The following is a 20721-nucleotide window of genomic DNA, read 5'->3' on the forward strand; positions in this document are numbered from 1 at the left end:
CCGAGTGTGGCTCAAATGCCAAAATGGTGGCGGAAACAGGTACTTCGCCGGCTGAGTTCACGAAGTTACCGACCCCAGAAAGTTGGCGTGAAGATCACCAGGACAGCAAGGATTTCGAGGCGGCCGAGAAGCATCGCCGCCGAGCAGATCCACTTGGCGGCATCCGGTAGCGACGAGTAGTTGCCGACCGGGCCGATGATCGGGCCGAGGCCGGGGCCTACATTGGTCAGCGAGCTGAGCACGCCGGTCATCGAGGTGACGAGCTCGAGGCCGGTTGCCGCCATCAGGATGGTGCCGATGGCCCAAAGCACGAAGAACGAGGCGATGAACAGCACGACGGCGCGCTGCATGTCGGGATCGACGACGCGGTCGCCGTAGCGCACCGGCATCACCGAATTCGGATAGATCAGACGCCTCAAGCCGTTGGCGAGCAGCTCGAACAGGATCAGGAAGCGATAGGCTTTGATGCCGCCAGTGGTCGAGCCCGAGCAACCGCCCATGAAGGTGGCGACGAAGATGCAGGCGATCGCGAACGGCCCCCACAGCGTGTAGTCGTCGCTGGCAAAACCGGTCGTCGAGATGATCGACATGAAGTTGAAGGCCGAATGGGTAAGCGCAAGCAGGAACGGCATGCCTGTCTGCAGGCTGAGATAGATGGCGACGGAGACTGCGAAGACGATGCAGTAGCCGGCAAAGACCTTGATCTGCGGGTCGCGCAGCGCGTCGAGCCGACCGCGCACGGCAAACAAGATCATGATCGAGAAGGGCAGGCTGCCGATGAACATGAAGATGGTGCCGACCCACAGGATGGCGGGGCGGTCGCTGTAGTTCATGAACGAGGTGTCGCTGGTCGACAGGCCGCCGGTGGCCAGCGTCGACATGGCATGGTTGATGGCGTCGAAGCTTTCCATGCCTGCCGCCGCATAGGCGAAGGCGCAGGTGACCATCAGCGCCGTGTAGATGCCGATCAGGCTGAGCGTGAAGGTGTGGAAGCGCTCGAAAGGCCGGTCCTCGATATCGGAGGATTCGATCTTGAAGTAGGAGACGCCGCCGACATTGAGGAAAGGCAGGATGAAAAGGCCAAGCGCGATGACGCCAAGGCCACCCATAAAATTGAGCAGCGAGCGCCACAGCAACAGCCCGGGAGGCGCATCGTCGAGGCCGTTGATAACTGTCGAGCCGGTGGTGGTGATGCCCGACACCGCCTCGAAGAAGGCATCGGTAACGCTGAGTTGCAGCGACGACGTCATGAACGGAATGGCGCCGGCAATGGCCATGGTCAGCCACAGGAAATTGACCAGCAGGAAGCCGAAGCGCGTATTTGCCGGCGGCTTGCGGCCCTGGGTGGCGAGCGCGATGCCGAGCGACAGCCCGCCCATGAACAAGGCGGTGAAGGCGAAAGAGCGCCAGTCGTCGTTGCCATAATAGAGGTCCACGGCAGCCGGAAGCAGCATGGCGACGGAAAGGTAGATGGCAAAGACCGCTGCGACATGGATCGCGGCGCGGACGGCAATTCTGTTCACCGTGACGTATCCCCAGTTGATCGCGGCGAGCCGGTTCGGACCATGCGGCGGGAGCCGGACAGTGGCTTCCCGACGCCGAATATGCAATAGCCACCGGGTGTGGCAAGCAGCAGCGCCAGCCCGACCGACGCGCTTCAACATATTGATTCCTGACACATCCTTGCGCCGGTATCGTTTAACATCGGCCGCTCATGCGCTAGATGGCATGATCGTTTGCCCAGGAAATCCAGGAGTAGCCTCGTCATGACCAGTTTTGCCGAAAAGGTTTCGGTGGCGGCCGAGGCAGTGCGCCAGCTGTTTCCCGAGACGCCTTTGCAGCTGAACGACTATCTGTCGCGCAAGACCGGCGCCAAGGTGTTTCTCAAGCGCGAGGACCTGACGCCTGTCCGTTCCTACAAGATCCGCGGCGCGCTCAATTTCTTCCGCAAGGCTTTGTCCGCCGGCCGCCAGGCCGAGCTGTTCGTCTGTGCCTCGGCCGGCAACCACGCCCAGGGTTTTGCCTTCGTCTGCCGCCATTTCGGCAAGAAGGGCGTGGTCTACATGCCCGTCACCACCCCGCAGCAGAAAATCGACAAGACAAAAATGTTCGGCGGCGAGTTCGTCGAGATCAGGCTGATCGGCGACTTCTTCGACGAGTGCTATCGCGCCGCGCTTGAATTCGCCGACCATTCGGGCGGCCATATGGTGCCACCCTTCGACCACAAGGACATCATCGAGGGGCAAGCGACCGTGGCGCTGGAGATCGCCGCCCAGATGCCCGGCGGCAAGACGCCCGACATCGTGCTGCTGCCCATCGGCGGCGGCGGTCTCGCGGCCGGCGTGACCCACTATCTCAGCGAGGTTGTTACGGCTCCCCGCTTTGTGTTCTGCGAGCCCGCCGGCGCGCCGAGCCTCAAGGAAAGCCTCGCCACCGGCAAGCGGGTGAAACTGGCCAAGGTCGACAACTTCGTCGATGGCGCCGCCGTCGCCGAGATCGGCCGCGAGCCGCTGCGCCACCTCAAGGATTTTCCGGCCGACAGCGTCCATCTGGTGCCTGAGAACCGTCTCTGCGCCACCATGATCGAGATGCTCAATGTCGAAGGCGTGGTGCTGGAGCCGGCCGGCGCGCTCGCCATCGACGTGCTCAAGGATTTTTCCCGCAAGGAGCTGAAGGGCAAGACGGTCGTGGCAGTCGTATCGGGCGGCAATTTCGACTTCGAGCGCCTGCCCGACGTCAAGGAGCGGGCGCTGCGCTTCGAGGGCGTGAAGAAGTATTTCGTCATCCGCTTCCCCCAGCGCCCGGGCGCGCTGCGCGACTTCCTCGAACTGCTGGGCCCCGACGACGACATCACGCGCTTCGAATATCTCAAGAAGTCGGCCCGCAACTTCGGCTCGGTGCTGATCGGCATCGAGACCAAGGACAAGCGCAATTTCGACCTGCTCAAGGCCCGCTTCGATATCGAGGGCGTCGCCTATCACGACATCACCGACAACGAGACGCTGGGCGGGTTCATCATATGACGGTCTTCGTCGCGCTGTTTTCCGGCATCAATGTCGGCAGCAACCGCATCGTGAAGATGGCGGAGCTGAGGTTATTCTTCGAGGAGCTAGGCTTCTCCGGTGTGGCGACCTACATCCAGAGCGGCAATGTCGTGTTCACGACCGGTGAGGGCGACACTGCCACACTGACTGGCAAGGTGGAAAGGGCATTCGAGGAGCGCTGGGGATTTCGTTCGCGCATCATGGTGCGCGATGCCGCCTGGTTCGAACGGCTGGTGGCGGAAAACCCTTATCCCGAGGCTGCAGGCGATCACACCAAGCTGCATGCCTACGCGCTGGAGCGTGCGCCGACACCGGAAGAAGTGGCGCCGCTGACCGAGCGCTGCACCGGCCCTGAGAGTTTCGTGATCAGGGACGACGTTCTTTACCTGCATGCGCCCGATGGTCTGGGCAAATCCAAGTTCGCGGAGGTGCTGCCGCGGGTGCTCAAGGTGCCGGGCACGGCACGCAATTGGCGCACCGTGCTGACCTTGCACGAGATGGCCGGGAAAGCCTGAGGCCGCCCCGGCAGGTCTTGCGTAGATTCCTTACCAGCTGCCGGTATTCGGCATCGACAGCCACGGTTCGGCCGGAGCCTTGCGTTCGCCCTTCTGCAGCAGTTCGATGGAGATGCCGTCGGGCGACTTGATGAAGGCCATGTTGCCATCGCGGGGCGGGCGGTTGATGACGACGCCCTTGTCCAGCAGATCCTGGCAGGTGGCGTAGATGTCGTCGACCTCATAGGCGAGGTGGCCGAAGTTGCGGCCGCCCTGATAATCTTCCGTATCCCAGTTGTAGGTGAGTTCGAGAAGCGGTGTCTCGCGCTCGTTGCCTGCGCCCACGTCTTCCGAGGCGGCGAGGAAGATCAGCGTGTAGCGCCCCTTCTCGTTGGTCGAGCGTCGGATCTCCTTCAGGCCGAACTTGTTGCAGTAGAAGTCCAGAGAGGCGTCGACGTCTTTGACGCGGACCATGGTGTGCAGATAGCGCATCTCGCTTTCCTCAGCTTTTGGGGTTCGGGCCGATACATAGGGCGAGCCTGCGGCGCTCGGCAACCACAACAACGACTTTTGTGCGGAACTGGTGCGAAGCTTGTGTCTATCTCGGGACCAAGATGAAAAATGGCGGCCCGGCTCTTGCACTGGTCCAAAGTGCAAGTGTTAATCTTACGTCAAGAATCAGTAGTGGCGTTTGCAAGGAAAAGGGGGCGTTCTGATGGGGGAAAAGGCCTCTCTCTTGATGCAAGAGAGCATCGGACACGAAGCTTTCACGCATGAGGACGGTGCCGACGATGTCGGCCTCATCGAGATTTCCGGCGCCATCAAATGGTTCGACGTGGCCAAGGGCTACGGCTTCATTCTCCCCGACGGTGGCAAGACTGGCGACGTGCTGCTGCACGTGACCTGCCTGCGCCGCGACGGTTTCCAGACCGCACTTGAAGGCTCCCGCGTGGTCTGCTTGGTCAAGCAGGGCGATCGCGGGCTCCAGGCTTTCCGTGTGCTGTCGATGGATACCTCGACGGCGGTCCATCCCGCCGAAATGCAGGAACAGCGCACCCATGTGACCGTGACCGCCGAAAGCGGCCTTGAGCGCGCACTGGTGAAGTGGTTCAACCGCACCAAGGGTTTCGGATTCCTGACGCGCGGCGAGGGCACCGAGGACATCTTCGTCCACATGGAAACCCTGCGTCGTTTCGGCGTTACCGAGCTTCGCCCTGGGCAGGTTGTGCTCGTGCGCTTCGGCAATGGCGACAAAGGCCTTATGGCTGCCGAAATTCACCCCGATTTGGGAACCTTGCCGGTCTCGCACTGATTCCTCGCGCCGTTCCAGGTGTTGCGGCATTGTTGGCGTGGCCAAAATGACGCACGCGTCGAAGGACGACGCCAGCGCGATGGCGCAACCATGGCAGGGGATTTTATGAGCAGGATCAGATCGTTTTTGGCTGGACTGGCCATCGCGGCGATGGTGGCGGTGGCGGGACTGGCCGTTTCGGCGTCGATGACGACCACCGGCCTTGCCCAGGAAAGGCCGATGAAGCTGCCGGTCGATCCTGATCCGCTGCTGGTGACGACCAGCAAGGGCGAGGTCGAGTTTCGCATCGAGATCGCCGACGAGCCCGACCAGAGGGCCATGGGCCTGATGTATCGCAAGGACCTGCCCAATGACGAGGGCATGCTGTTCGTCTTCGAGCAGACCCAGCCGGTCGGTTTCTGGATGAAGAACACGCCGCTGCCGCTCGACCTGCTGTTCATCGGCACCGATGGCAAGGTGCGGGACATCCTGCCGGGCGTACCGTTTTCCGAAGCTGTGATCGCGCCTGCCGAGCCAGTGCGCTTCGTGCTTGAACTGAAGGCCGGAACGGCAGAGAAGAGCGGCATCAAGGTTGGCGACCAGATGCGGCACCCCGCGATCCAGGAAGCGCCGGCCGACAAGCCCTGACGGGTCGGAGCAGGACATGGCAGTCGATCATTTTTCCCACGACGGTTTCAACCTGGCGTTTCTCGACCAGCCGCCGGCAGGTCCGGGACGAGGCGATCCGGTGCTGATGATCCACGGCTTTGCGTCAAGCCATTTCGTCAACTGGGTGTCGCCGGGCTGGTTCAAGACGCTGACGGAGGCCGGCTATCGCGGCGTCGCCTTCGACAATCGCGGTCACGGCCTCACGTCCAAGAGTTATGACGAGGCTGATTACACGCCCTCGAAAATGGCCAGCGATGCGGTGGCGCTGCTCGACCATCTCGGCATCGAACGCGCCCATGTCATGGGCTACTCGATGGGCGCGCGTGTCTCTGCTTTTTTGGCGCTGGCAGCCCCCGAGCGCGTGGCGACGCTGGTATTCGGCGGGCTCGGCATCGGCATGGTCGATGGGGTCGGCGACTGGGATCCGATTGCGTCGGCGTTGCTGGCGGAAGATCCGGGAACCATCACCCACCCTCGCGGAAAATCGTTCCGCGCTTTCGCCGACCAGACGCGCAGCGACAAGCGGGCGCTGGCCGCCTGCATCACCACGTCGCGCGAGCTTCTGACCGAAGACGACATGTCGCGCATTACCCAGCCGACGCTGGTGGCGGTGGGCACTACCGACGACATCGGTGGTTCGGCGTCCGAGCTTGCCTCGCTGATGCCCAATGCGGTCAGCTTCGACATCGAAGGCCGCGACCACATGCTCGCCGTCGGCGACCGCACCTTCAAGAAGCGCGTGCTGGAATTCTATGGCGAGCATCCGCTCTGAAGGTCAGGCTCCCAGCGCCTTGAGCGACCTCTCCATGTTGGTCCGTGCCTGGGCCTCGAAGAGCGCGGCGAAAATATCGCTGTAGAAGATGTGTTGCCGGGCGAGGAAGTTTCCGAGCACGGCGGCGCGGCCGGCGCGCCAGTCAGCTTCGCTGACCCAGCCATATTCGCGCCTGACGGCAGCTTCATAGGCGTCGAAGACCTCTACCGGTGCGCCGAGGATCGACAGATCCATGTCGAGGAACAGCGCTGCATCCTGCCGTGCCGCCTTGTTTTCGAACTCGGGCACCTGGTGGGTGGCGGTTGCCTCGATCATCGCGACGATGCGGGCGAGCCGCCCATCTTCGGCTCTCCCTCGCAGCCTCGCGGCGACAAGCGCTGCGCTTGCTGTCTCATTGTCCTTGCGGCGGCTGTCATAGATGGCGTCGTGAAACCAGATGGCGGCTTCGACCGCTTCGGGATCGGCGAAGGCAGACCTGTGCGTCGCAAGCAGGCCGAGCAGCGCCTCGATATGCCTCATACCGTGATAATGGCGGTCGGGCGCCTGATAGAGTTCGGTCAACTCGGTTTTCATTGCGGAATCAACCAGCGACATCGCTCAGCGTCCCCTGAAGCGAGGTGCGCGCTTGCCGTGGAAGGCAGCGCGACCCTCGGCATAGTCTTCGCTGAGGAATGTGGCGTCGCCGAGCGACTGGGCAAGGGTCGCCTCGTTGGGATCATGGCTCAGCGCGGCGCGGATCGCAGCCTTGGACGCCTTGATGGACAAGGGCGCGTTGCGCGCGATGGCGCGAGCGATGTCGGCAATGCGGCCGTCAAACTCTTCTGCTGCGACGATTTCGACGAGGAAACCGGCGCTGAGCGCTGCCTGCGCGTCGATCCGGCCGGCGGTATAGGTGAGATATCTGGCCATCTGCGGCCCGGCGGCCGAGACGATGTCGCCCATCGCATCGTGCGGGTAGGCTAGGCCGAGGCGAGCCGCAGGCACGGAGAACTGCGCCTCCGGTGTCGCGATCCTGAGGTCGCATGCGGCGGCAAGGCCAAAGCCGCCGCCGAAGCAGATGCCGCGGATCGCTGCGATCACCGGGATGGCGCAATTGCGCAGGGCTGCAAAGGCGGCCGAATTGGTGGCTTCGTACGCGCGCGCGCTTTCGGCGGTGCCGCGCAGCGTGTCGAATTCCGAGATGTCGGCCCCGGCGGAAAAATCGTTGCCCTTGCCGCGCAGCACGATGACGCGCGTGGCGCTATCACTCGAAAGCCGGCCGACGATCGCCGCGAGTTCGACCCACATTGCCTGGGTGATGGCGTTCTTGCGCGCGGGCCGGTTGATGACGATGGTGGCGACGCCGTCGTCGGATGTCACCTGCAGCGGTTCGGTTTCCATGGCGTCTTGATTATCCGTGAACCTAATCCATCTGAACCCGCACGAACGAAACGATCTGGCGACCTGAATGTCCCCTAAGGAAAATTGAGTTCAATCGTGCTACTATCTGGCTTATATGTCCGGCGCGGGAATGCACAAGCCGACTGTGAACGGAGACCGTCGATGAATTCCATATCAGCTGCGCGTCACGGGACGCTGAAGCCGGTCGACCCGATCTGGAAGTCGGTGCGCGACGAGGCGGCCGATGCCGTCGCGCGCGACCCGCTGCTCTCGGCGTTTCTCTATGCGACCATCATCAACCAGGACACGCTCGAGGAGGCGGTGATCCATCGCCTGGCCGAGCGACTGGCGCACCAGGATCTCGGCGCCGACCTTTTGCGCCAGACTTTCTATGCCATGCTTGAGGACCGGCCGGACTGGAGCGATGCCATGCGCACCGACATCCAGGCCTATTACGATCGCGACCCGGCCTGCGACCGCTATCTGATGCCCGTGCTTTACTTCAAGGGTTTCCATGCCATCCAGACGCACAGGCTGGCGCACTGGCTGTGGAATCGCGGCCGCAAGGACTTTGCGCTCTACCTGCAGAGCCGGTCGTCGTCGGTGTTTCAGACCGACATCAATCCAGCGGCGCGCATGGGCAAGGGCATCTTCATCGACCATGCCACCGGGCTGGTTGTCGGCGAGACGGCTGTCATCGAGGACGATGTGTCGATCCTGCATGGCGTGACCCTTGGCGGCACCGGCAAGAGCGGTGGCGACCGCCACCCCAAGGTTCGTTATGGCGTGCTGATCGGGGCGGGCGCCAAGATCCTCGGCAACATCGAGATCGGCCATTGCGCCAAGATCGCGGCGGGTTCTGTCGTGCTGTCGCCGGTTCCACACAACAAGACGGTTGCAGGCGTGCCGGCCAGGGTTGTCGGCGAGACTGGCTGCGACCGGCCGTCGAGCCAGATGGACCAACTACTGCCCTCGCAGAGCATGGACCAGGTCATCACTTTCGACATCTGAGGCCTGCGGGCTTGCGCCGCGCTCACGGGAATGCGTGAATTGCGCGGCGTAACCGGCGGCTTGCCTTTACATTGCCATGCCGGGCGTGTCAGAAGCGCCTCTCTCAAACGACAAGCCGGAGAAGCCAGTTGAAGCCGGAAGAAATCCGAAAGCTCGACGCTTATTTCAAGCGCCAGTTCCAGAACCCTAACCTCATGGTCAAGGCCCGTCCGCGCAAGGACGACTCGGCTGAGGTCTATATCGGCGACGAATTCCTCGGCATCGTTTTCAAGGATGAAGACGACGGCGACTACAATTTCTCGATGGCGATCCTCGACGTCGATCTGGGCTGATCATTTGCCCTTCGTGGCGCTGCGCAGCAATGCGCGGCGTCATCTCCCGCATCAGCCCGGCAGATCGAAAGCGATTTTCGACAAAGAGGCGATGCGTAAGTTCAAGCGCTCAGTTCGTACGTTCTGAAGCAGGGTGCTCCAGGTGCAACATCGAGCTGGCCTTGGCGACGACCGCCTGGTCAAGCGCACGCCACTCTCCCAACAATTCGCGCGGGAACCTGTAGGTGAGGCTGAGATCCTTGCCGACAAAGACGTCGCGTTCGCAGGGCGCAAGCGTCTCCTCGGCTTCCGTGCCGCTCAGGCAGCGCGCGACGAACTCAGGCTGGTCGGCGCGGGCAGCCACCGCCAAAACCTCGTTCAGATAACCTGAATTTTCCTTGAAGCCGTAGAGCGTCATGCCATCAGGACCGGGGACGCCCGGCTTGACCGTCAGGGCGCTGTAGATCGGCTGCAGCCGCCCGCTCATATCGCGGGTCATCATGCGCGGCTCGAGGCTCAGGAAGACGATGCGCTTTTGCCCATCGGTGTTGTTGAAGGCTGATCGCGCGGCTTCGCTGTAGCCGTCCATTTCCGGCCAGCGCAGATAAAGGTCCAGGCGATCTGCAACGCCATCGCGGCGGGCTTTTTCGAAGCGGATCATGTTGGCAGGCGCAGCGATGACGTCGTTGCCGATGACAACTTCGCGCGAGCTGGCATCGTCGGTGTAACCGGCCATGGCGATGCTGTGGCCGAACCAGCGGCCGGCAGCGCTGATGCCGACGGAAAGCACGGCAAGGGCGGCGAGGGCGTAGAAGACCTTCATCACCAGCGCGGAATTGACGATCTCGAAATCAGCGCCGTCGGTCGCCTGCTGTTTCATCTGTCGTCTCCTGGCGCACCGGCCAAAGAATCACATCGATTCCAGAGGGTACGGTACGCAGATTCGCTGGTTTGGAGCATCCCGTTGGCCGCTTTCGGCAGGTCGACGCTCTCAATCGAGCTGCGCGCATCCGCATTTGCAGACCCGATATCGTATTGACCTTGCGCCGGCGTGGTTAATGTCGCGTTAAGCGGTCGGGCGCGCTTGCCTTGAGTGCTGTCGCTTCATAGGTTGCGCGCCACCATCTGGGCCGTATCTGCAAGGAGTTCGCCATGCCGCTTTACGCACTCGACGGCGTTGTCCCCGAGTTCGAGGACCGCGACACCTCGTGGGTCGCTCCCGACGCATCGGTGGTCGGCGATGTCCGGATCGGACGCGACGTCGGCATCTGGTTCGGTGCTGCCATTCGCGGTGATCGCGAGACCATCACCATCGGCGCGCGCTCCAATGTGCAGGAACACACCGTCATGCACACCGATCCGGGTTTCCCGCTGACCGTGGGCAAGGGTTGCACCATCGGCCATCGCGCTGTCCTGCACGGTTGCACGATAGGCGACAACAGCCTGATCGGCATGGGCGCCATCGTGCTTAATGGTGCGAAGATCGGCAAGAACTGTCTCGTCGGCGCCGGCGCGCTTGTGACGGAAGGCAAGAAATTTCCCGACAATTCCCTGATTGTTGGCTCGCCCGCCAAGGTCATCCGCACGCTGGACGAAGCTGCCGCCGAACGCTTGCGTAAATCGGCCGAGGACTATGTCCAGAACCAGGGGCGTTTCAGAGCGGGGTTGGTGAAAGTCGAAGACTAGGTCAAACAGCCAACAGCAAAGCCGCCAATAAGCAAAGCGATTACCCAAATGGCCGGTAACATGAGCCGGCGGCGATATGTGGTTCGCAGTTTCCGTCTTGTCGAATTCCTCAAGTGAGCTTCGCCAGGCTCCGCCTGAAAAAGGCGGAGCCGGCCCGGGGACTTGGGGCCGGCTCCTAGACCCGGTCGTTGGGGACGGGGAGGGTGGGGACTCGACCGGGTATTCCCTGGCCCGCCTTAGCGGACCGAGGCCACCGCGTCGGCGCGGCCGTCGTTGATCGCGATCCACACGCCGGAGTTCTTCTCAGACTGGCGCTTGAGGTAAGTGTAGGGCGTCTTGTCCCAGGCCATGACGCGAGTATCGAGATTGTCGAGGATGAACTCGCCGAGCGTGGTGCGAACGGTGAGCACCGCGTGGCCTTCGCCATTCGGCTGGCGGACGACGGTGACCAGAAGATTGCCGGCCGGCACGCCCAGCTCCATCAGCCGGCGGCGCTTTTCCAGGACGTAGTCCTCGCAATCGCCTGCGCCATTGGTCGGGTAGGACCAGTATTCCTCGACACCCCACATTTCCATGTCGGTGCGCGGCGTGACCGCGGTGTTGACGTCGGTGTTGATGGCGACGATCTCGCTCCACAGCGAGCGGGTCAGTTCGACCGGCGCGGAATTGGCGGTCTTCTGGTTGCATTCGATCGGCGAACGCTTGCACAGCTCATAATGGCCTACCGGCTGCGTGGTGCGGCCGTTGGTCTGCATGAAGGAAGGGCCGGCGATGGCGCTGCCCACGGCGCCCGCCAGAAACGTCACGGCCAGAAAGAGCGGCAGTGCCAGACGCTTGTTCATTTTGTAGTCTCCCCGTTTGAGGAGACAATGACAGGCTCGGATTTATTTCACGCAAAACGACGAAGTAGATGTTGAGTAAAAACAACGCGGTATTTGTCGATCATAAGAATAGAATAAGAATAAAACTTGCAACAAATTTGATTAGATTTTTATCGAATTGGCACGGCTTGCCAGTTCCGACTGTATCGTGTCGGGACGGCTGTGCCGAAGTGGGACTGGGCTGCGATGGTGGTGCTGAAGCAGTTCGGAGCGCTGGATCGGCGCGCATGGAACGATGCGCAAATGAAGAAAGCCGACGCAAGCGACGCCGGCTTTGCTTGTCGCAGGGGATTATCGGTTCAGGTGCGCGCGCGGTTGAATTCGCTGTCGAGCGTCTCTGGGCGCTGAATGACGGCGAATTCAATGGCTACGCCGTCTTCGAAGTGGCGAACGATCTGGCCGCGCATGGTGCCCAGCATGACCTGAACGCCGATCGCCGGCTTGACCTCGATTTCGATGGCAGCACCCGACAGCGACAGGTCGATGATACGGCACGGATACTGGCGGCCATCGGTGAGTTGCAGCGCGCTGATCGGGTTGCGCGGCGCAACGCGTTCGTGGCGGCGATCTTCCGGCAGGTCGAGTTCGTGCTTGTTGGCGAGCCAGGTCAGTTGGGCTGCCAGCTTGTCCTTTTTGCGCTCGGACGCGATGACAGTCATGGCGAAGCCATCGGGCAGCGTGCGCGTGACGACGCCTTCGACGCGGCCGATATGATCGATATAGGCGATGACCTTCTCGCCGGGCCTGCCGGAGCGCTCCGAGCGGAACGCGACGTTGCCGGGGGACATGTCGACGACCTGGCCGGCATGCTCGGTGCGATCCTCGAGCATGAAACGGCCGTAAATCTTCACACGGACACGCTGGAACGTCCGGCGTTCTGCCCGTGACGGCGCGAAATCGATCGCCGTTGGCCTCATGCTATCCTCACACCGCCTTGAACTCCCGCGACCCTCGTAGGGAGTTGTCGGAAGAAAATAGCGTCGAACAGGTTAACAAAACGCCTAAAGATTGCGTTGGCAGAGCCTGTTCAGGCTATTCCTCGCGGCCGCCTTCGAGCACAAAGAGGTGCCTGATGCGCCGTGCTCCGTCGAGCGGATTGGGCCCACCCTGGACGGCAGCGTCGCTGGGCGCCAGTGACGGTACGGTGACGGCTGGCCGGTTGCGCAGGAACATCGGCTCCAGGTCCGGATCGACCACCCGCACGCTCTCGATGGAGACATCGGCAAGTGGGTCGGAGCCGAGCCAGAAGGGCCGGTCGACGCTCGACAGCACGCCCAGGCAGCGCGGGTTTTCGACGCCGCCGTCGAGCGGCAGCAGCAGCATTTCAAAGCTCGTCGCGCGCAGGCTGGCCGTGAAGCCTTCGAAATTGACGACAACGACCGACTTCTGCTGGAATACGCCATAGGCAAGCCGCGCGATCAGGCGCTGGTCCTTTTGCCGCCAGAGCGACGGGAAGGAGAAGCCCTTGAGTTCGCGTCCGAAGGTGGCGCACAGGCGCGTGCCGGCGAGGCGGAATACTGCTTCGCCGCGGGCATCCCGCTCGAGGATGAAGGTGTCGGCGAGCAAGCTCTTGATGTCGGCAGGCTCGACTTCGGCGCGCTTGGGCGCAGGCCTGCCATCGCGAAGGCGGTTCCAGTACTGGAACAGTGCCAGCGATCCTTGCTGTTTCATATTGCTCCGCTCCGAGCGCTTCTGTTCGGGATGTGCCATCGCTGGACAGAATCGCTTCAATCTTGAGGTCTACATGAGACGCGGAGCAGGACCCGTGCCAGTCGCGGTAACAGTTGTTAACGGGTGGGGATCGTTAAGGTTAACAAGTGGTATACGTTGCCGTCGTCGGTGGTGCGTGGCAAGTTGAACTCACCTTCTTGAAGTGGCCGCCCAGCGGTGGCCTGCAGCACTTCAGTCAAGAGTTTTGGGGGCGGGCAAGGGGAGCTCGACCGGCCGTTCAGGGGAAACCCTGGACGGCTTTCTTTTTTGCGCTTTTGCGGCCGGTGGCTTAGATGGCTGAAACACATCAGCCGAGAACCGGACCAGATCGCATGAGCGAACCAGTACGCCAGCACGACGATGACACGCCTGACATGGTGCCCGAGCGTCGCGAGCCGATCTTCAACCTGCCCGGCATCGTCATTGCCATCATCGCCATATGCGTCGGCATTCAGCTGCTCCAGGCTTATGTGCTGACGCCGGACCAGAATGTCTGGCTGCTGATACATGCGGCCTTTATCCCCATCCGCTATTCGGGCCAGTACACCATCGACATCTCTGCCTTCACCAGCCCGTTCACCTACGCCTTCTTGCATGGTGGCTTCACGCATTTGATCGTCAACATGGTGTGGCTGGCGGCCTTCGGCTCGCCTTTGGCCAACAGGCTCGGCGTCGCCCGCTTTGCTATCTTCTTCGCGGTGACGTCGCTGGCTGCGGTGGCGCTGCACTATGTGCTGCACTCGACAGACAATGCGCCGCTGGTCGGTGCTTCGGGCGCGATCTCGGGCATGATGGGGGCGGCTGCGCGCTTCAGTTTCCGGATCGACCGATCGCGTGGCAGGCCTGCTTTCGCCGGCATGCCGCTGCCCATCGGCGAGGTGCTCCGTTCGCGCTCGGCCATGACGTTCCTCGGGGTCTGGATGATCATCAATCTGGCCACCGGCCTGTTCGGATTCGCACCCGGCGTCGACAACCAGATCGCCTGGGAAGCCCATATTGGCGGCTTCCTGGCCGGCTTCTTCGGCATCCGTCTTTTCGATCGCAAGCCTGCCTGGGCCTGACTTCAGCGCACTTGAAATGCGACCTGATGCAGCGCACCATGCAGGTGGCCGACAAGGCCACGGAAGCGCATTGCAGACCGACGGCAGAAGGAGGACCTGATGACTGTGAAGGCAATTCTGGACAAGAAGGGCCACGACGTATTTACCATCGGGCCGAACGTGCAGCTGTCGGAAGCTGTGCGCACGCTTGCCGAACATCGCATCGGTGCGCTTGTCGTGACCAACGGCGACCGCAAGATCGTCGGCATCCTCTCCGAGCGCGACGTGGTGCGCGTGATCGGCAAGGAAGGGGCTGCGGCGCTCGACAAGAGCGTGCGTGACGTGATGACCCCCAAGGTCAAGATCTGCAACGAAAGCCACACCGTGAACCAGGTCATGGAGATCATGACCAATGGCCGGTTCCGCCATCTGCCCGTCGAGCGCGACGGCTATCTCTACGGCATCGTCTCGATCGGCGACGTGGTCAAGCAGCGCATCGAGGACGTCGAGCGCGAGGCCGAGGAGATCAAGGCCTACATCGCCACCGCCTGACGCCAGGCCATGCAGCGCCGCGCATCCGTCTGGATGCACGGCGCTGTGGTTTGGGCGGCTACCTGTTGTCGAGTTCCGGGCGAACCAGTTTCAGGCCTACCCTGGTGATGCGGTATGGCCCGCCTTGCGAAGAGGCGACTGCCTTCTTTCGCTTCAGCTTCCGGAACAGCTCGAGATCGAAGCCTGGATAGCGCCAGCCCTCGCGGGTGAGGCAGATCACGTCCTCGATCCTGTTGTTGTCGTCTTTTTCGATTTCGATGCGCCCGCCTTGGGCGAGCAGATGCAGGATGCGCTGCTCAATGCGCGATATGTCCATTTTGGAATAAGTCCTGGAAAACCTGGCTGAAATGACAGCCAAAACAAAAAGCCGCAGCCGCGATTGCTCACGGCACGGGGTTTCGGGTTTTCATGCCCCGCCTTCAGGAGAAGGCTGGGGCCTCAGCAGGACTCAGACGAGTAGAACATCCACACTCCATAGGGATGGCAGTCATATAGCGGCGAAACGGACAGATTGCCAGTCCGTCGGAGCGATCCACTCCGGAGCTGGATGGCGATCCTGGTGTCATGGCCCGATCGGCCGCAACAAAACTTAACATTACTTCATACAGGCATGCGTTCCGAACTGGGATGACTGGTCGCGCTGGGTTCGAGGCCCCGCAGGCAGGGTGGCGCCCACATTCCCGGGCTTCGGCCATATCTTCAGACCTTGGAGTGCGCATGTTCGCAAAAGCAGGAATTGCAGCCGATGCCGTCAGGGCGTTGCTGGCAGCCATGGCAATCGGATTTCTTGGGTCGGCGAGCGCCTTTGCTGCCGACAGTGTGGCATCCGACGGCGACCTGTCGACCTCGCCCAACCCGAGCCGTTTCGGGCGCATCGGCGAAAAACTGGGCGAATGGCAGGTTGTCGTTGGCGGTGGGGCGATGATCGAGCCTGAATATGAGGGCTCCGACGAATTCAAGGTCGCGCCGGTTCCTTTTGTCTCGGCGACCTTCTTCGACGTGCTGACCATCGACCCGACCGGCGCATCGATGACCGTTTTCGAGCGCGACGCCTTCAGCTTCAGCGCGCGCCTGGGATACGAACTCGGTCGGCAGGAAGATGATTCCGACCGCCTCAAGGGCATGGGCGATGTCGACTTCGGCGCAACCGTCGGCGCCAAGGCAGCTTTCGAGCTTGGGCCGGTCGAACTGTTCGCAATCGTCGACAAGACGATCGGCGGCAGCGAAGGGCTTGTCGGGCGGGTGGGCGTGGAGGCCACGCAGCCGATCTCCGAGCAGTTGTTCCTGGGGGCGTCTGCTTCGGCCGTATTTGCCGACGAGAATCACATGCAGGCCTATTTCGGCGTCAGCACCGAGCAGGCCGCGCGCTCCGGCCTTGCCCGCTATGACGCCGGCGCCGGGCTCAAGCGCGCCGATTTCTCGGTTTCAGCAACCTATAGTATCAATCGCAACTGGATCGTCCGGGGTGAAGCCCAGGTGGGAGTTCTTCTTGGCGATGCTGCCGACAGTCCGATAGTGGTTGAAAATATCCAGCCATCGGCAATGCTTCTGGTCGGCTACAAATTCTGACGTAAGAACAACCTCGCTGCGGGATCGCAATGTCCAATCCTGGGTCCAGTCTTGATGTTGCTGAGCAAACAAACAGTGTGAGCTTGGCTGGCGATGCCGCCCGCGCGGCTAACGGCTCGCGCATTCTGATCGTCGAGGACGATTTCGAGATCGCCAGGATGCTGAGCGAAACGTTGGCCGAGAACGGCATGACCGTCGCGGTCGCTGAAAGTGGCGCCGAGATGGACACCTTGCTGCGCAACGGTAAGTTCGATCTCATCGTGCTCGATGTCATGCTGCCCGGCGAGGACGGCCTCAGCATCTGCAAGCGGCTTCGCCTGGAAACGACGGTCCCGATCCTGATGCTGACAGCGCTTGGCGAGGAGACCGACCGGGTGGTCGGGCTGGAGATCGGCGCTGATGACTATGTAACGAAGCCGTTCAGCGCGCGCGAGCTGACAGCGCGCATACGCGCCTTGCTGCGGCGTACGGCATATCCGTCCCAGGAGCGTGCGCGGTCAAAAGTCCTGCGTTTCAATGGCTGGCAGATCGATCTGATCCGCCGGCAATTGCACGATCCCAGCAATGCCCGAGTGGCGACGACGACGCATGAATTCGACCTGCTGCTGGCCTTCTGCCGCAATGCCGGCCGTGTGCTGTCGCGCGAGCAGCTGCTTGGTGTGACCCATGCCGGGCTCGCCGGGCCCATCGAGCGCAGCATCGACGTCCATGTCAGCCGGTTGCGCCAGAAGATCGAAGCGGATGCGCGCGACCCGGTTCTGCTCAAGACCGTGCGTCTGGGCGGGTATCTTTTCACCGCCACGGTGGAAGAGGCATGAGCGGCCTTCTCGGCCGCGTGGTGCCGCGATCGCTGCGTGGGCAGTTGATGGCGATCGTGCTCGTTGCCATGCTGGTGGTCATCGTCATCGGCTCGGTGTTCGAGAAGATCACCAATTCCGACTACGTGCCCGATATGGAGATCGTCGCAGAGCGTGCCGGCGTGGTCGCAGGCATGCTGCGGCACGCGCCGCCCGAGATGCGGGGTGCCATTTTGACCGCAGCAAACAAGGCCGGGCTGGATTTCCAGGTATTCGACAGGCAACAGATCGACGACGCGTCGTCGCCGCAGCAGCGCACGACGCTGGGGCGGATCATCAATGCGCTGTTCCCCCCTGATAGGGCGCCGCCGCTTGGCGGACGCTGGCTGACAATCGATGACCAGCCGGCCCTTGTGTTCGATCTGGACGCCAACACGGCGGCAGCCTTGTTCGGCGCGCCCGACACCGTGCTGACGTCGCAATTCGTCAGTCCTGCATCCTATTACGTGCTGGCGCTGGTGGTGTTGTTTGTCCTGTTCTCGCTGTTTGCGGTCTGGGCTGTGACCGATCCGCTGAACAGAATCGCTGCAGCCGTTGCATCCGCCGAGGTTGACAATGGCGGCGAGCTTTTCGTCGAGCGCGGTTCGATCGAGATCGTCGGTTTGGCGCGTGCGCTCAACACGATGCGGGCGCGCATTCGCGCCATGATCGACAACCGTACGCGCATGCTGCGCAGTGTCAGTCACGACCTCCGGACGCCTTTGACACGCCTGCGCCTGCGCGCCGAGCGACTGGACGACAGCATCTTGCGGACCGCCATGCTGTCCGACATCGGCCATATCGAAAGGCTGATCGACGAGACGCTGACCTATTTGCGCAACGACGTGTCGACTGAGGAGCTGCAGCGGGCCGACATTGCCAGCGTGCTCCAGACGGTTTGCGCCGAGTTCTCTGATGTCGGGTTCTCGGTCTCCTACACGGGCCCCGACCGGCTGCCCGGCCTGTGCAAGCCGAACGCGCTGGCGCGCGCCATCGCCAATCTCTGCGACAACGGTGTCAAATTCGCGCCCAATGTCGAGGTCGCGCTGACGGCAACAGACGAAGCGGCCTTCATCGAAGTCAGCGACAATGGGCCGGGCATTCCCGAAACCGTGCGCGCCCGTGTCTTCGAACCCTTCTACAAGATGGATGCGTCGCGCGGGCCCAACGCCGGGCGCGGTTTTGGTCTCGGACTGTCGATCGTCGCTGATATCGTGCACGGCCATGGCGGCAGGATCGAGCTCGATGACAACAGGCCCACCGGGCTCGTGGTAAAGGTCGACCTGCCCAGGCGTCTCGCTGCGGCCTAGATATTTTCCCCGAAGAAAGGCCCGAAACGCGGGCCAAGATGTCGGCGACGGAGGCAAACCCTTGCCTCGTCAGGCTGTTTGCACTAGCGAAGGCCGACACTAAGATATGCGTTTCGCACCTAGTTGATCCGCATCTTCTCGATCCAATGACGCAGGCCGCCCATGACCCTCATCGATACCCGCACGCCCGACGCCAAGCGTCTCATTCCCGGTGCCACCGGTGACTGGGAAGTCATCATCGGCCTTGAGGTCCATGCCCAGGTGACGTCTGAGGCCAAGCTGTTCTCGGGGGCTTCGACCACCTTCGGTGCCGAACCCAATGCGAATGTCAGCCTCGTCGATGCGGCGATGCCCGGCATGCTGCCCGTCATCAACGAAGAGTGCGTCAAGCAGGCGATCCGCACCGGCCTCGGCCTCAAGGCGCAGATCAACCACAAGTCGGTGTTCGACCGGAAGAATTACTTCTATCCGGATCTGCCGCAGGGCTATCAGATTTCGCAGTTCAAGCAGCCGATCGTCGGCGAGGGCAAGATTGTCATTTCGGTCGGTCCCGACCGCAAAGGCGAGTTCGAGGACATCGAGATCGGCATTGAGCGCCTGCATCTCGAACAGGACGCCGGCAAGTCGATCCACGACCAGCACCCGACAATGTCCTATGTCGACCTCAATCGCTCGGGCGTGGCCCTGATGGAGATCGTCTCCAAGCCCGACATGCGTTCGTCGGACGAGGCCAAGGCCTATGTCACCAAGCTGCGCACCATCGTGCGTTATCTCGGCACCTGCGACGGCAACATGGACGAGGGCTCGATGCGCGCCGACGTCAACGTGTCGGTGCGTCGCCCGGGCGAGCCGTTTGGCACGCGTTGCGAGATCAAGAACGTCAATTCGATCCGCTTTGTCGGCCAGGCCATCGAATACGAGGCGCGCCGCCAGATCGCCATTCTCGAAGACGGCGGCCAGATCGACCAGGAGACGCGCCTGTTCGACCCGAACAAAGGCGAGACGCGCGCGATGCGCTCGAAGGAAGAAGCGCATGATTATCGTTACTTCCCCGATCCGGACCTTTTGCCGCTTGAGTTCGACCAGGCCTATGTCGACGCGCTCGCCAAGGACCTGCCGGAACTGCCTGACGACAAGAAGGCGCGGCTGGTCGACGGCCTCGGCCTGTCGGTCTACGACGCGTCGATCCTGGTGTCGGAAAAGTCGATAGCCGACTATTTCGAGAAGGTGGCGAGCGGCCGCGACGGCAAGGCAGCCGCGAACTGGGTCATCAACGACCTGCTCGGCGCGCTGAACAAGGCCGGCAAGGACATCGAGAACGCCCCTGTGTCGCCGGATCAGCTCGGGGCGATCATCGACCTGATCAAGGAAGGTACGATTTCCGGCAAGATCGCGAAGGACCTGTTTGAGATCGTCTGGAACGAGGGCGGCGACCCGCGCGAACTGGTCGAAAGCCGCGGCATGAAGCAGGTCACCGACACCGGCGCCATCGAGAAGGCCGTAGATGACGTGATCGCCGCCAACCCCGACAAGGCCGAGCAGGCGCGTGCCAAGCCGACGATGGCCGGCTGGTTTGTCGGTCAGGTGATGAAGATGACGGGCGGCAAGGCCAACCCGCAGGCGGTCAACGACCTGGTCAAGGCCAAGCTCGGTATCGAGGAATAAGGATGTTCGTGCGCACGGCGAGCGAGCGCGACCTTGAAGCGATCAAGGTGCTGCTCGCCGAGACATGGCATGCGACCTATGGCGTCGAGCGCGTCAAAGAGATCACGGCCGAATGGCATTCGGTTGCCTCTCTCAAGGCGCGGCTGACTTTGCCGAACTCCGAGTTCCTGGTGGCCGACGACGGCAAGGCGATTGCCGGGATGGCTTTCGCCGCGTCAACCGACGACCCCAAGGTCGTGATGCTGCGCCAGCTCTATGTGCGCCCAGGCAACCAGCGCGCCGGCATCGGGCGCATGCTGCTCGAGGAAATCGAGCAGTGTTTTCCCGAAGCGCATAAGTTGCGGCTGGAGGCGGAGGAGGCGAACGGCCAGGCCATCGCCTTCTACCTCGCCAACGGTTTCAGGCAGACGGGCAGGACCGAAGATCCGGCGCGTCCGGAGTTGTCGGCGGCACTGTTCGAAAAAGAGCTGGGCTAGGGCTTGCCGTTCCCCGTGGGGAGT

The 20721-nt window shown here is 62.2% G+C and carries 24 protein-coding genes; 15 read left to right on the forward strand and 9 right to left on the reverse strand.

The window, feature by feature from the left end; all coding sequences use genetic code 11:
- Positions 1-65: 65 nt before the first annotated feature.
- Entirely contained in the window at positions 66-1523 is a 1458-nt protein-coding gene (locus NDO48_RS03970; protein ID WP_018427615.1) for a TrkH family potassium uptake protein, read from the reverse strand.
- Positions 1524-1766: 243 nt separating this feature from the next.
- On the opposite strand from NDO48_RS03970, the gene ilvA reads away from it, so the two are divergent.
- Positions 1767-3023 carry a threonine ammonia-lyase IlvA gene (ilvA, locus tag NDO48_RS03975; protein ID WP_267320871.1) on the forward strand — a complete coding sequence of 419 codons (1257 nt, stop codon included), beginning with the start codon at positions 1767-1769 and terminating at the stop codon, positions 3021-3023.
- Positions 3020-3559, forward strand: a complete 540-nt coding sequence (locus NDO48_RS03980; protein ID WP_018427617.1) for a DUF1697 domain-containing protein — start codon at positions 3020-3022, stop codon at positions 3557-3559. The genes ilvA and NDO48_RS03980 overlap by 4 nt, the downstream gene beginning before the upstream one ends.
- Before the next feature lie 30 nt (positions 3560-3589).
- Here the strand turns inward: NDO48_RS03980 and gloA are convergent, their stop codons facing one another.
- Positions 3590-4030 carry a lactoylglutathione lyase gene (gloA, locus tag NDO48_RS03985; protein WP_267320872.1) on the reverse strand — a complete coding sequence of 147 codons (441 nt, stop codon included), beginning with the start codon at positions 4028-4030 and terminating at the stop codon, positions 3590-3592.
- A 247-nt stretch (positions 4031-4277) separates the two neighbouring features.
- Here gloA and NDO48_RS03990 point away from each other — a divergent pair, with 247 nt between their 5' ends.
- The 3 genes from NDO48_RS03990 to NDO48_RS04000 all read left to right on the forward strand — a co-directional run bounded on the left by NDO48_RS03990 (position 4278) and on the right by NDO48_RS04000 (position 6270).
- Positions 4278-4850, forward strand: a complete 573-nt coding sequence (locus NDO48_RS03990) for a cold-shock protein (RefSeq protein ID WP_198292854.1) — start codon at positions 4278-4280, stop codon at positions 4848-4850.
- A gap of 105 nt (positions 4851-4955) precedes the next feature.
- Complete coding sequence (locus NDO48_RS03995) at positions 4956-5477, forward strand: DUF192 domain-containing protein (RefSeq protein WP_018427620.1); 522 nt, start codon at positions 4956-4958, stop codon at positions 5475-5477.
- 16 nt (positions 5478-5493) lie between these two features.
- Positions 5494-6270, forward strand: a complete 777-nt coding sequence (locus tag NDO48_RS04000; protein WP_018427621.1) for an alpha/beta fold hydrolase — start codon at positions 5494-5496, stop codon at positions 6268-6270.
- Positions 6271-6273: 3 nt separating this feature from the next.
- Here the strand turns inward: NDO48_RS04000 and NDO48_RS04005 are convergent, their stop codons facing one another.
- Entirely contained in the window at positions 6274-6843 is a 570-nt protein-coding gene (locus NDO48_RS04005) for a hypothetical protein (protein WP_245262145.1), read from the reverse strand.
- A 24-nt stretch (positions 6844-6867) separates the two neighbouring features.
- The gene (locus tag NDO48_RS04010; RefSeq protein ID WP_018427623.1) at positions 6868-7650 is read right to left on the reverse strand and encodes an enoyl-CoA hydratase-related protein; all 783 of its coding nucleotides are present in this window, start codon (positions 7648-7650) and stop codon (positions 6868-6870) included.
- A 162-nt stretch (positions 7651-7812) separates the two neighbouring features.
- On the opposite strand from NDO48_RS04010, the gene cysE reads away from it, so the two are divergent.
- Positions 7813-8661: a serine O-acetyltransferase gene (cysE, locus tag NDO48_RS04015; protein ID WP_018427624.1), complete on the forward strand. Its 849-nt coding sequence runs from the start codon at positions 7813-7815 to the stop codon at positions 8659-8661.
- Positions 8662-8789: 128 nt separating this feature from the next.
- Positions 8790-8993: a DUF3126 family protein gene (locus NDO48_RS04020; protein ID WP_018427625.1), complete on the forward strand. Its 204-nt coding sequence runs from the start codon at positions 8790-8792 to the stop codon at positions 8991-8993.
- Positions 8994-9102: 109 nt separating this feature from the next.
- On the opposite strand, the gene NDO48_RS04025 is transcribed toward NDO48_RS04020, so the two are convergent.
- On the reverse strand, positions 9103-9852 hold the full coding sequence (locus NDO48_RS04025; RefSeq protein WP_018427626.1) for a hypothetical protein: 750 nt from the start codon (positions 9850-9852) through the stop codon (positions 9103-9105).
- 272 nt (positions 9853-10124) lie between these two features.
- Here NDO48_RS04025 and NDO48_RS04030 point away from each other — a divergent pair, with 272 nt between their 5' ends.
- The gene (locus tag NDO48_RS04030; protein WP_018427627.1) at positions 10125-10658 is read left to right on the forward strand and encodes a gamma carbonic anhydrase family protein; all 534 of its coding nucleotides are present in this window, start codon (positions 10125-10127) and stop codon (positions 10656-10658) included.
- Positions 10659-10894: 236 nt separating this feature from the next.
- Here NDO48_RS04030 and NDO48_RS04035 read toward each other — a convergent pair whose 3' ends face one another.
- The 3 genes from NDO48_RS04035 to NDO48_RS04045 form a co-directional block, all read right to left on the reverse strand.
- Entirely contained in the window at positions 10895-11500 is a 606-nt protein-coding gene (locus NDO48_RS04035) for a transglutaminase-like cysteine peptidase (protein WP_018427628.1), read from the reverse strand.
- A gap of 338 nt (positions 11501-11838) precedes the next feature.
- Positions 11839-12456, reverse strand: a complete 618-nt coding sequence (locus NDO48_RS04040; RefSeq protein ID WP_018427629.1) for a PilZ domain-containing protein — start codon at positions 12454-12456, stop codon at positions 11839-11841.
- Positions 12457-12571: 115 nt separating this feature from the next.
- The gene (locus tag NDO48_RS04045) at positions 12572-13210 is read right to left on the reverse strand and encodes a PAS domain-containing protein (RefSeq protein WP_026227126.1); all 639 of its coding nucleotides are present in this window, start codon (positions 13208-13210) and stop codon (positions 12572-12574) included.
- A gap of 371 nt (positions 13211-13581) precedes the next feature.
- On the opposite strand from NDO48_RS04045, the gene NDO48_RS04050 reads away from it, so the two are divergent.
- A complete protein-coding gene (locus tag NDO48_RS04050) occupies positions 13582-14310 on the forward strand; it encodes a rhomboid family intramembrane serine protease (RefSeq protein WP_018427631.1) in 729 nt (242 codons plus the stop codon).
- Between the two features lie 99 nt (positions 14311-14409).
- Complete coding sequence (locus NDO48_RS04055; protein ID WP_018427632.1) at positions 14410-14841, forward strand: CBS domain-containing protein; 432 nt, start codon at positions 14410-14412, stop codon at positions 14839-14841.
- A 58-nt stretch (positions 14842-14899) separates the two neighbouring features.
- Here the strand turns inward: NDO48_RS04055 and NDO48_RS04060 are convergent, their stop codons facing one another.
- Positions 14900-15157, reverse strand: a complete 258-nt coding sequence (locus tag NDO48_RS04060; RefSeq protein ID WP_018427633.1) for a YjhX family toxin — start codon at positions 15155-15157, stop codon at positions 14900-14902.
- A gap of 401 nt (positions 15158-15558) precedes the next feature.
- On the opposite strand from NDO48_RS04060, the gene NDO48_RS04065 reads away from it, so the two are divergent.
- The 5 genes from NDO48_RS04065 (at position 15559) to NDO48_RS04085 (ending at position 20697) form a co-directional block, all read left to right on the forward strand.
- Positions 15559-16410, forward strand: a complete 852-nt coding sequence (locus NDO48_RS04065) for a MipA/OmpV family protein (protein ID WP_018427634.1) — start codon at positions 15559-15561, stop codon at positions 16408-16410.
- An 83-nt stretch (positions 16411-16493) separates the two neighbouring features.
- Positions 16494-17228, forward strand: coding sequence for a response regulator (locus tag NDO48_RS04070; RefSeq protein ID WP_018427635.1), 735 nt, complete (start codon positions 16494-16496; stop codon positions 17226-17228).
- A complete protein-coding gene (locus NDO48_RS04075) occupies positions 17225-18556 on the forward strand; it encodes a sensor histidine kinase (protein WP_018427636.1) in 1332 nt (443 codons plus the stop codon). Before NDO48_RS04070 ends, NDO48_RS04075 begins: the two co-directional genes overlap by 4 nt.
- Positions 18557-18718: 162 nt before the next feature.
- Positions 18719-20221, forward strand: a complete 1503-nt coding sequence (gene gatB, locus NDO48_RS04080; RefSeq protein ID WP_018427637.1) for an Asp-tRNA(Asn)/Glu-tRNA(Gln) amidotransferase subunit GatB — start codon at positions 18719-18721, stop codon at positions 20219-20221.
- 2 nt (positions 20222-20223) lie between these two features.
- Positions 20224-20697, forward strand: coding sequence for a GNAT family N-acetyltransferase (locus NDO48_RS04085; RefSeq protein ID WP_018427638.1), 474 nt, complete (start codon positions 20224-20226; stop codon positions 20695-20697).
- Positions 20698-20721: the final 24 nt, after the last annotated feature.

Source organism: Aminobacter sp. MET-1 (assembly GCF_026521175.1).
GTDB lineage: Bacteria > Pseudomonadota > Alphaproteobacteria > Rhizobiales > Rhizobiaceae > Aminobacter.

Coding starts and splice junctions, on each gene's coding strand:
- ilvA (WP_267320871.1), top strand. CDS start 1,767: ATGACCAGTTTTGCCGAAAAGGTTTCGGTGGCGGCCGAGGCAGTGCGC.
- NDO48_RS03980 (WP_018427617.1), top strand. CDS start 3,020: ATGACGGTCTTCGTCGCGCTGTTTTCCGGCATCAATGTCGGCAGCAAC.
- gloA (WP_267320872.1), bottom strand. CDS start 4,030: ATGCGCTATCTGCACACCATGGTCCGCGTCAAAGACGTCGACGCCTCT.
- NDO48_RS03990 (WP_198292854.1), top strand. CDS start 4,278: ATGCAAGAGAGCATCGGACACGAAGCTTTCACGCATGAGGACGGTGCC.
- NDO48_RS03995 (WP_018427620.1), top strand. CDS start 4,956: ATGAGCAGGATCAGATCGTTTTTGGCTGGACTGGCCATCGCGGCGATG.
- NDO48_RS04000 (WP_018427621.1), top strand. CDS start 5,494: ATGGCAGTCGATCATTTTTCCCACGACGGTTTCAACCTGGCGTTTCTC.
- NDO48_RS04005 (WP_245262145.1), bottom strand. CDS start 6,843: ATGAAAACCGAGTTGACCGAACTCTATCAGGCGCCCGACCGCCATTAT.
- NDO48_RS04010 (WP_018427623.1), bottom strand. CDS start 7,650: ATGGAAACCGAACCGCTGCAGGTGACATCCGACGACGGCGTCGCCACC.
- cysE (WP_018427624.1), top strand. CDS start 7,813: ATGAATTCCATATCAGCTGCGCGTCACGGGACGCTGAAGCCGGTCGAC.
- NDO48_RS04025 (WP_018427626.1), bottom strand. CDS start 9,852: ATGAAACAGCAGGCGACCGACGGCGCTGATTTCGAGATCGTCAATTCC.
- NDO48_RS04030 (WP_018427627.1), top strand. CDS start 10,125: ATGCCGCTTTACGCACTCGACGGCGTTGTCCCCGAGTTCGAGGACCGC.
- NDO48_RS04035 (WP_018427628.1), bottom strand. CDS start 11,500: ATGAACAAGCGTCTGGCACTGCCGCTCTTTCTGGCCGTGACGTTTCTG.
- NDO48_RS04040 (WP_018427629.1), bottom strand. CDS start 12,456: ATGAGGCCAACGGCGATCGATTTCGCGCCGTCACGGGCAGAACGCCGG.
- NDO48_RS04045 (WP_026227126.1), bottom strand. CDS start 13,210: ATGAAACAGCAAGGATCGCTGGCACTGTTCCAGTACTGGAACCGCCTT.
- NDO48_RS04050 (WP_018427631.1), top strand. CDS start 13,582: ATGAGCGAACCAGTACGCCAGCACGACGATGACACGCCTGACATGGTG.
- NDO48_RS04055 (WP_018427632.1), top strand. CDS start 14,410: ATGACTGTGAAGGCAATTCTGGACAAGAAGGGCCACGACGTATTTACC.
- NDO48_RS04060 (WP_018427633.1), bottom strand. CDS start 15,157: ATGGACATATCGCGCATTGAGCAGCGCATCCTGCATCTGCTCGCCCAA.
- NDO48_RS04065 (WP_018427634.1), top strand. CDS start 15,559: ATGTTCGCAAAAGCAGGAATTGCAGCCGATGCCGTCAGGGCGTTGCTG.
- NDO48_RS04075 (WP_018427636.1), top strand. CDS start 17,225: ATGAGCGGCCTTCTCGGCCGCGTGGTGCCGCGATCGCTGCGTGGGCAG.
- gatB (WP_018427637.1), top strand. CDS start 18,719: ATGACCCTCATCGATACCCGCACGCCCGACGCCAAGCGTCTCATTCCC.
- NDO48_RS04085 (WP_018427638.1), top strand. CDS start 20,224: ATGTTCGTGCGCACGGCGAGCGAGCGCGACCTTGAAGCGATCAAGGTG.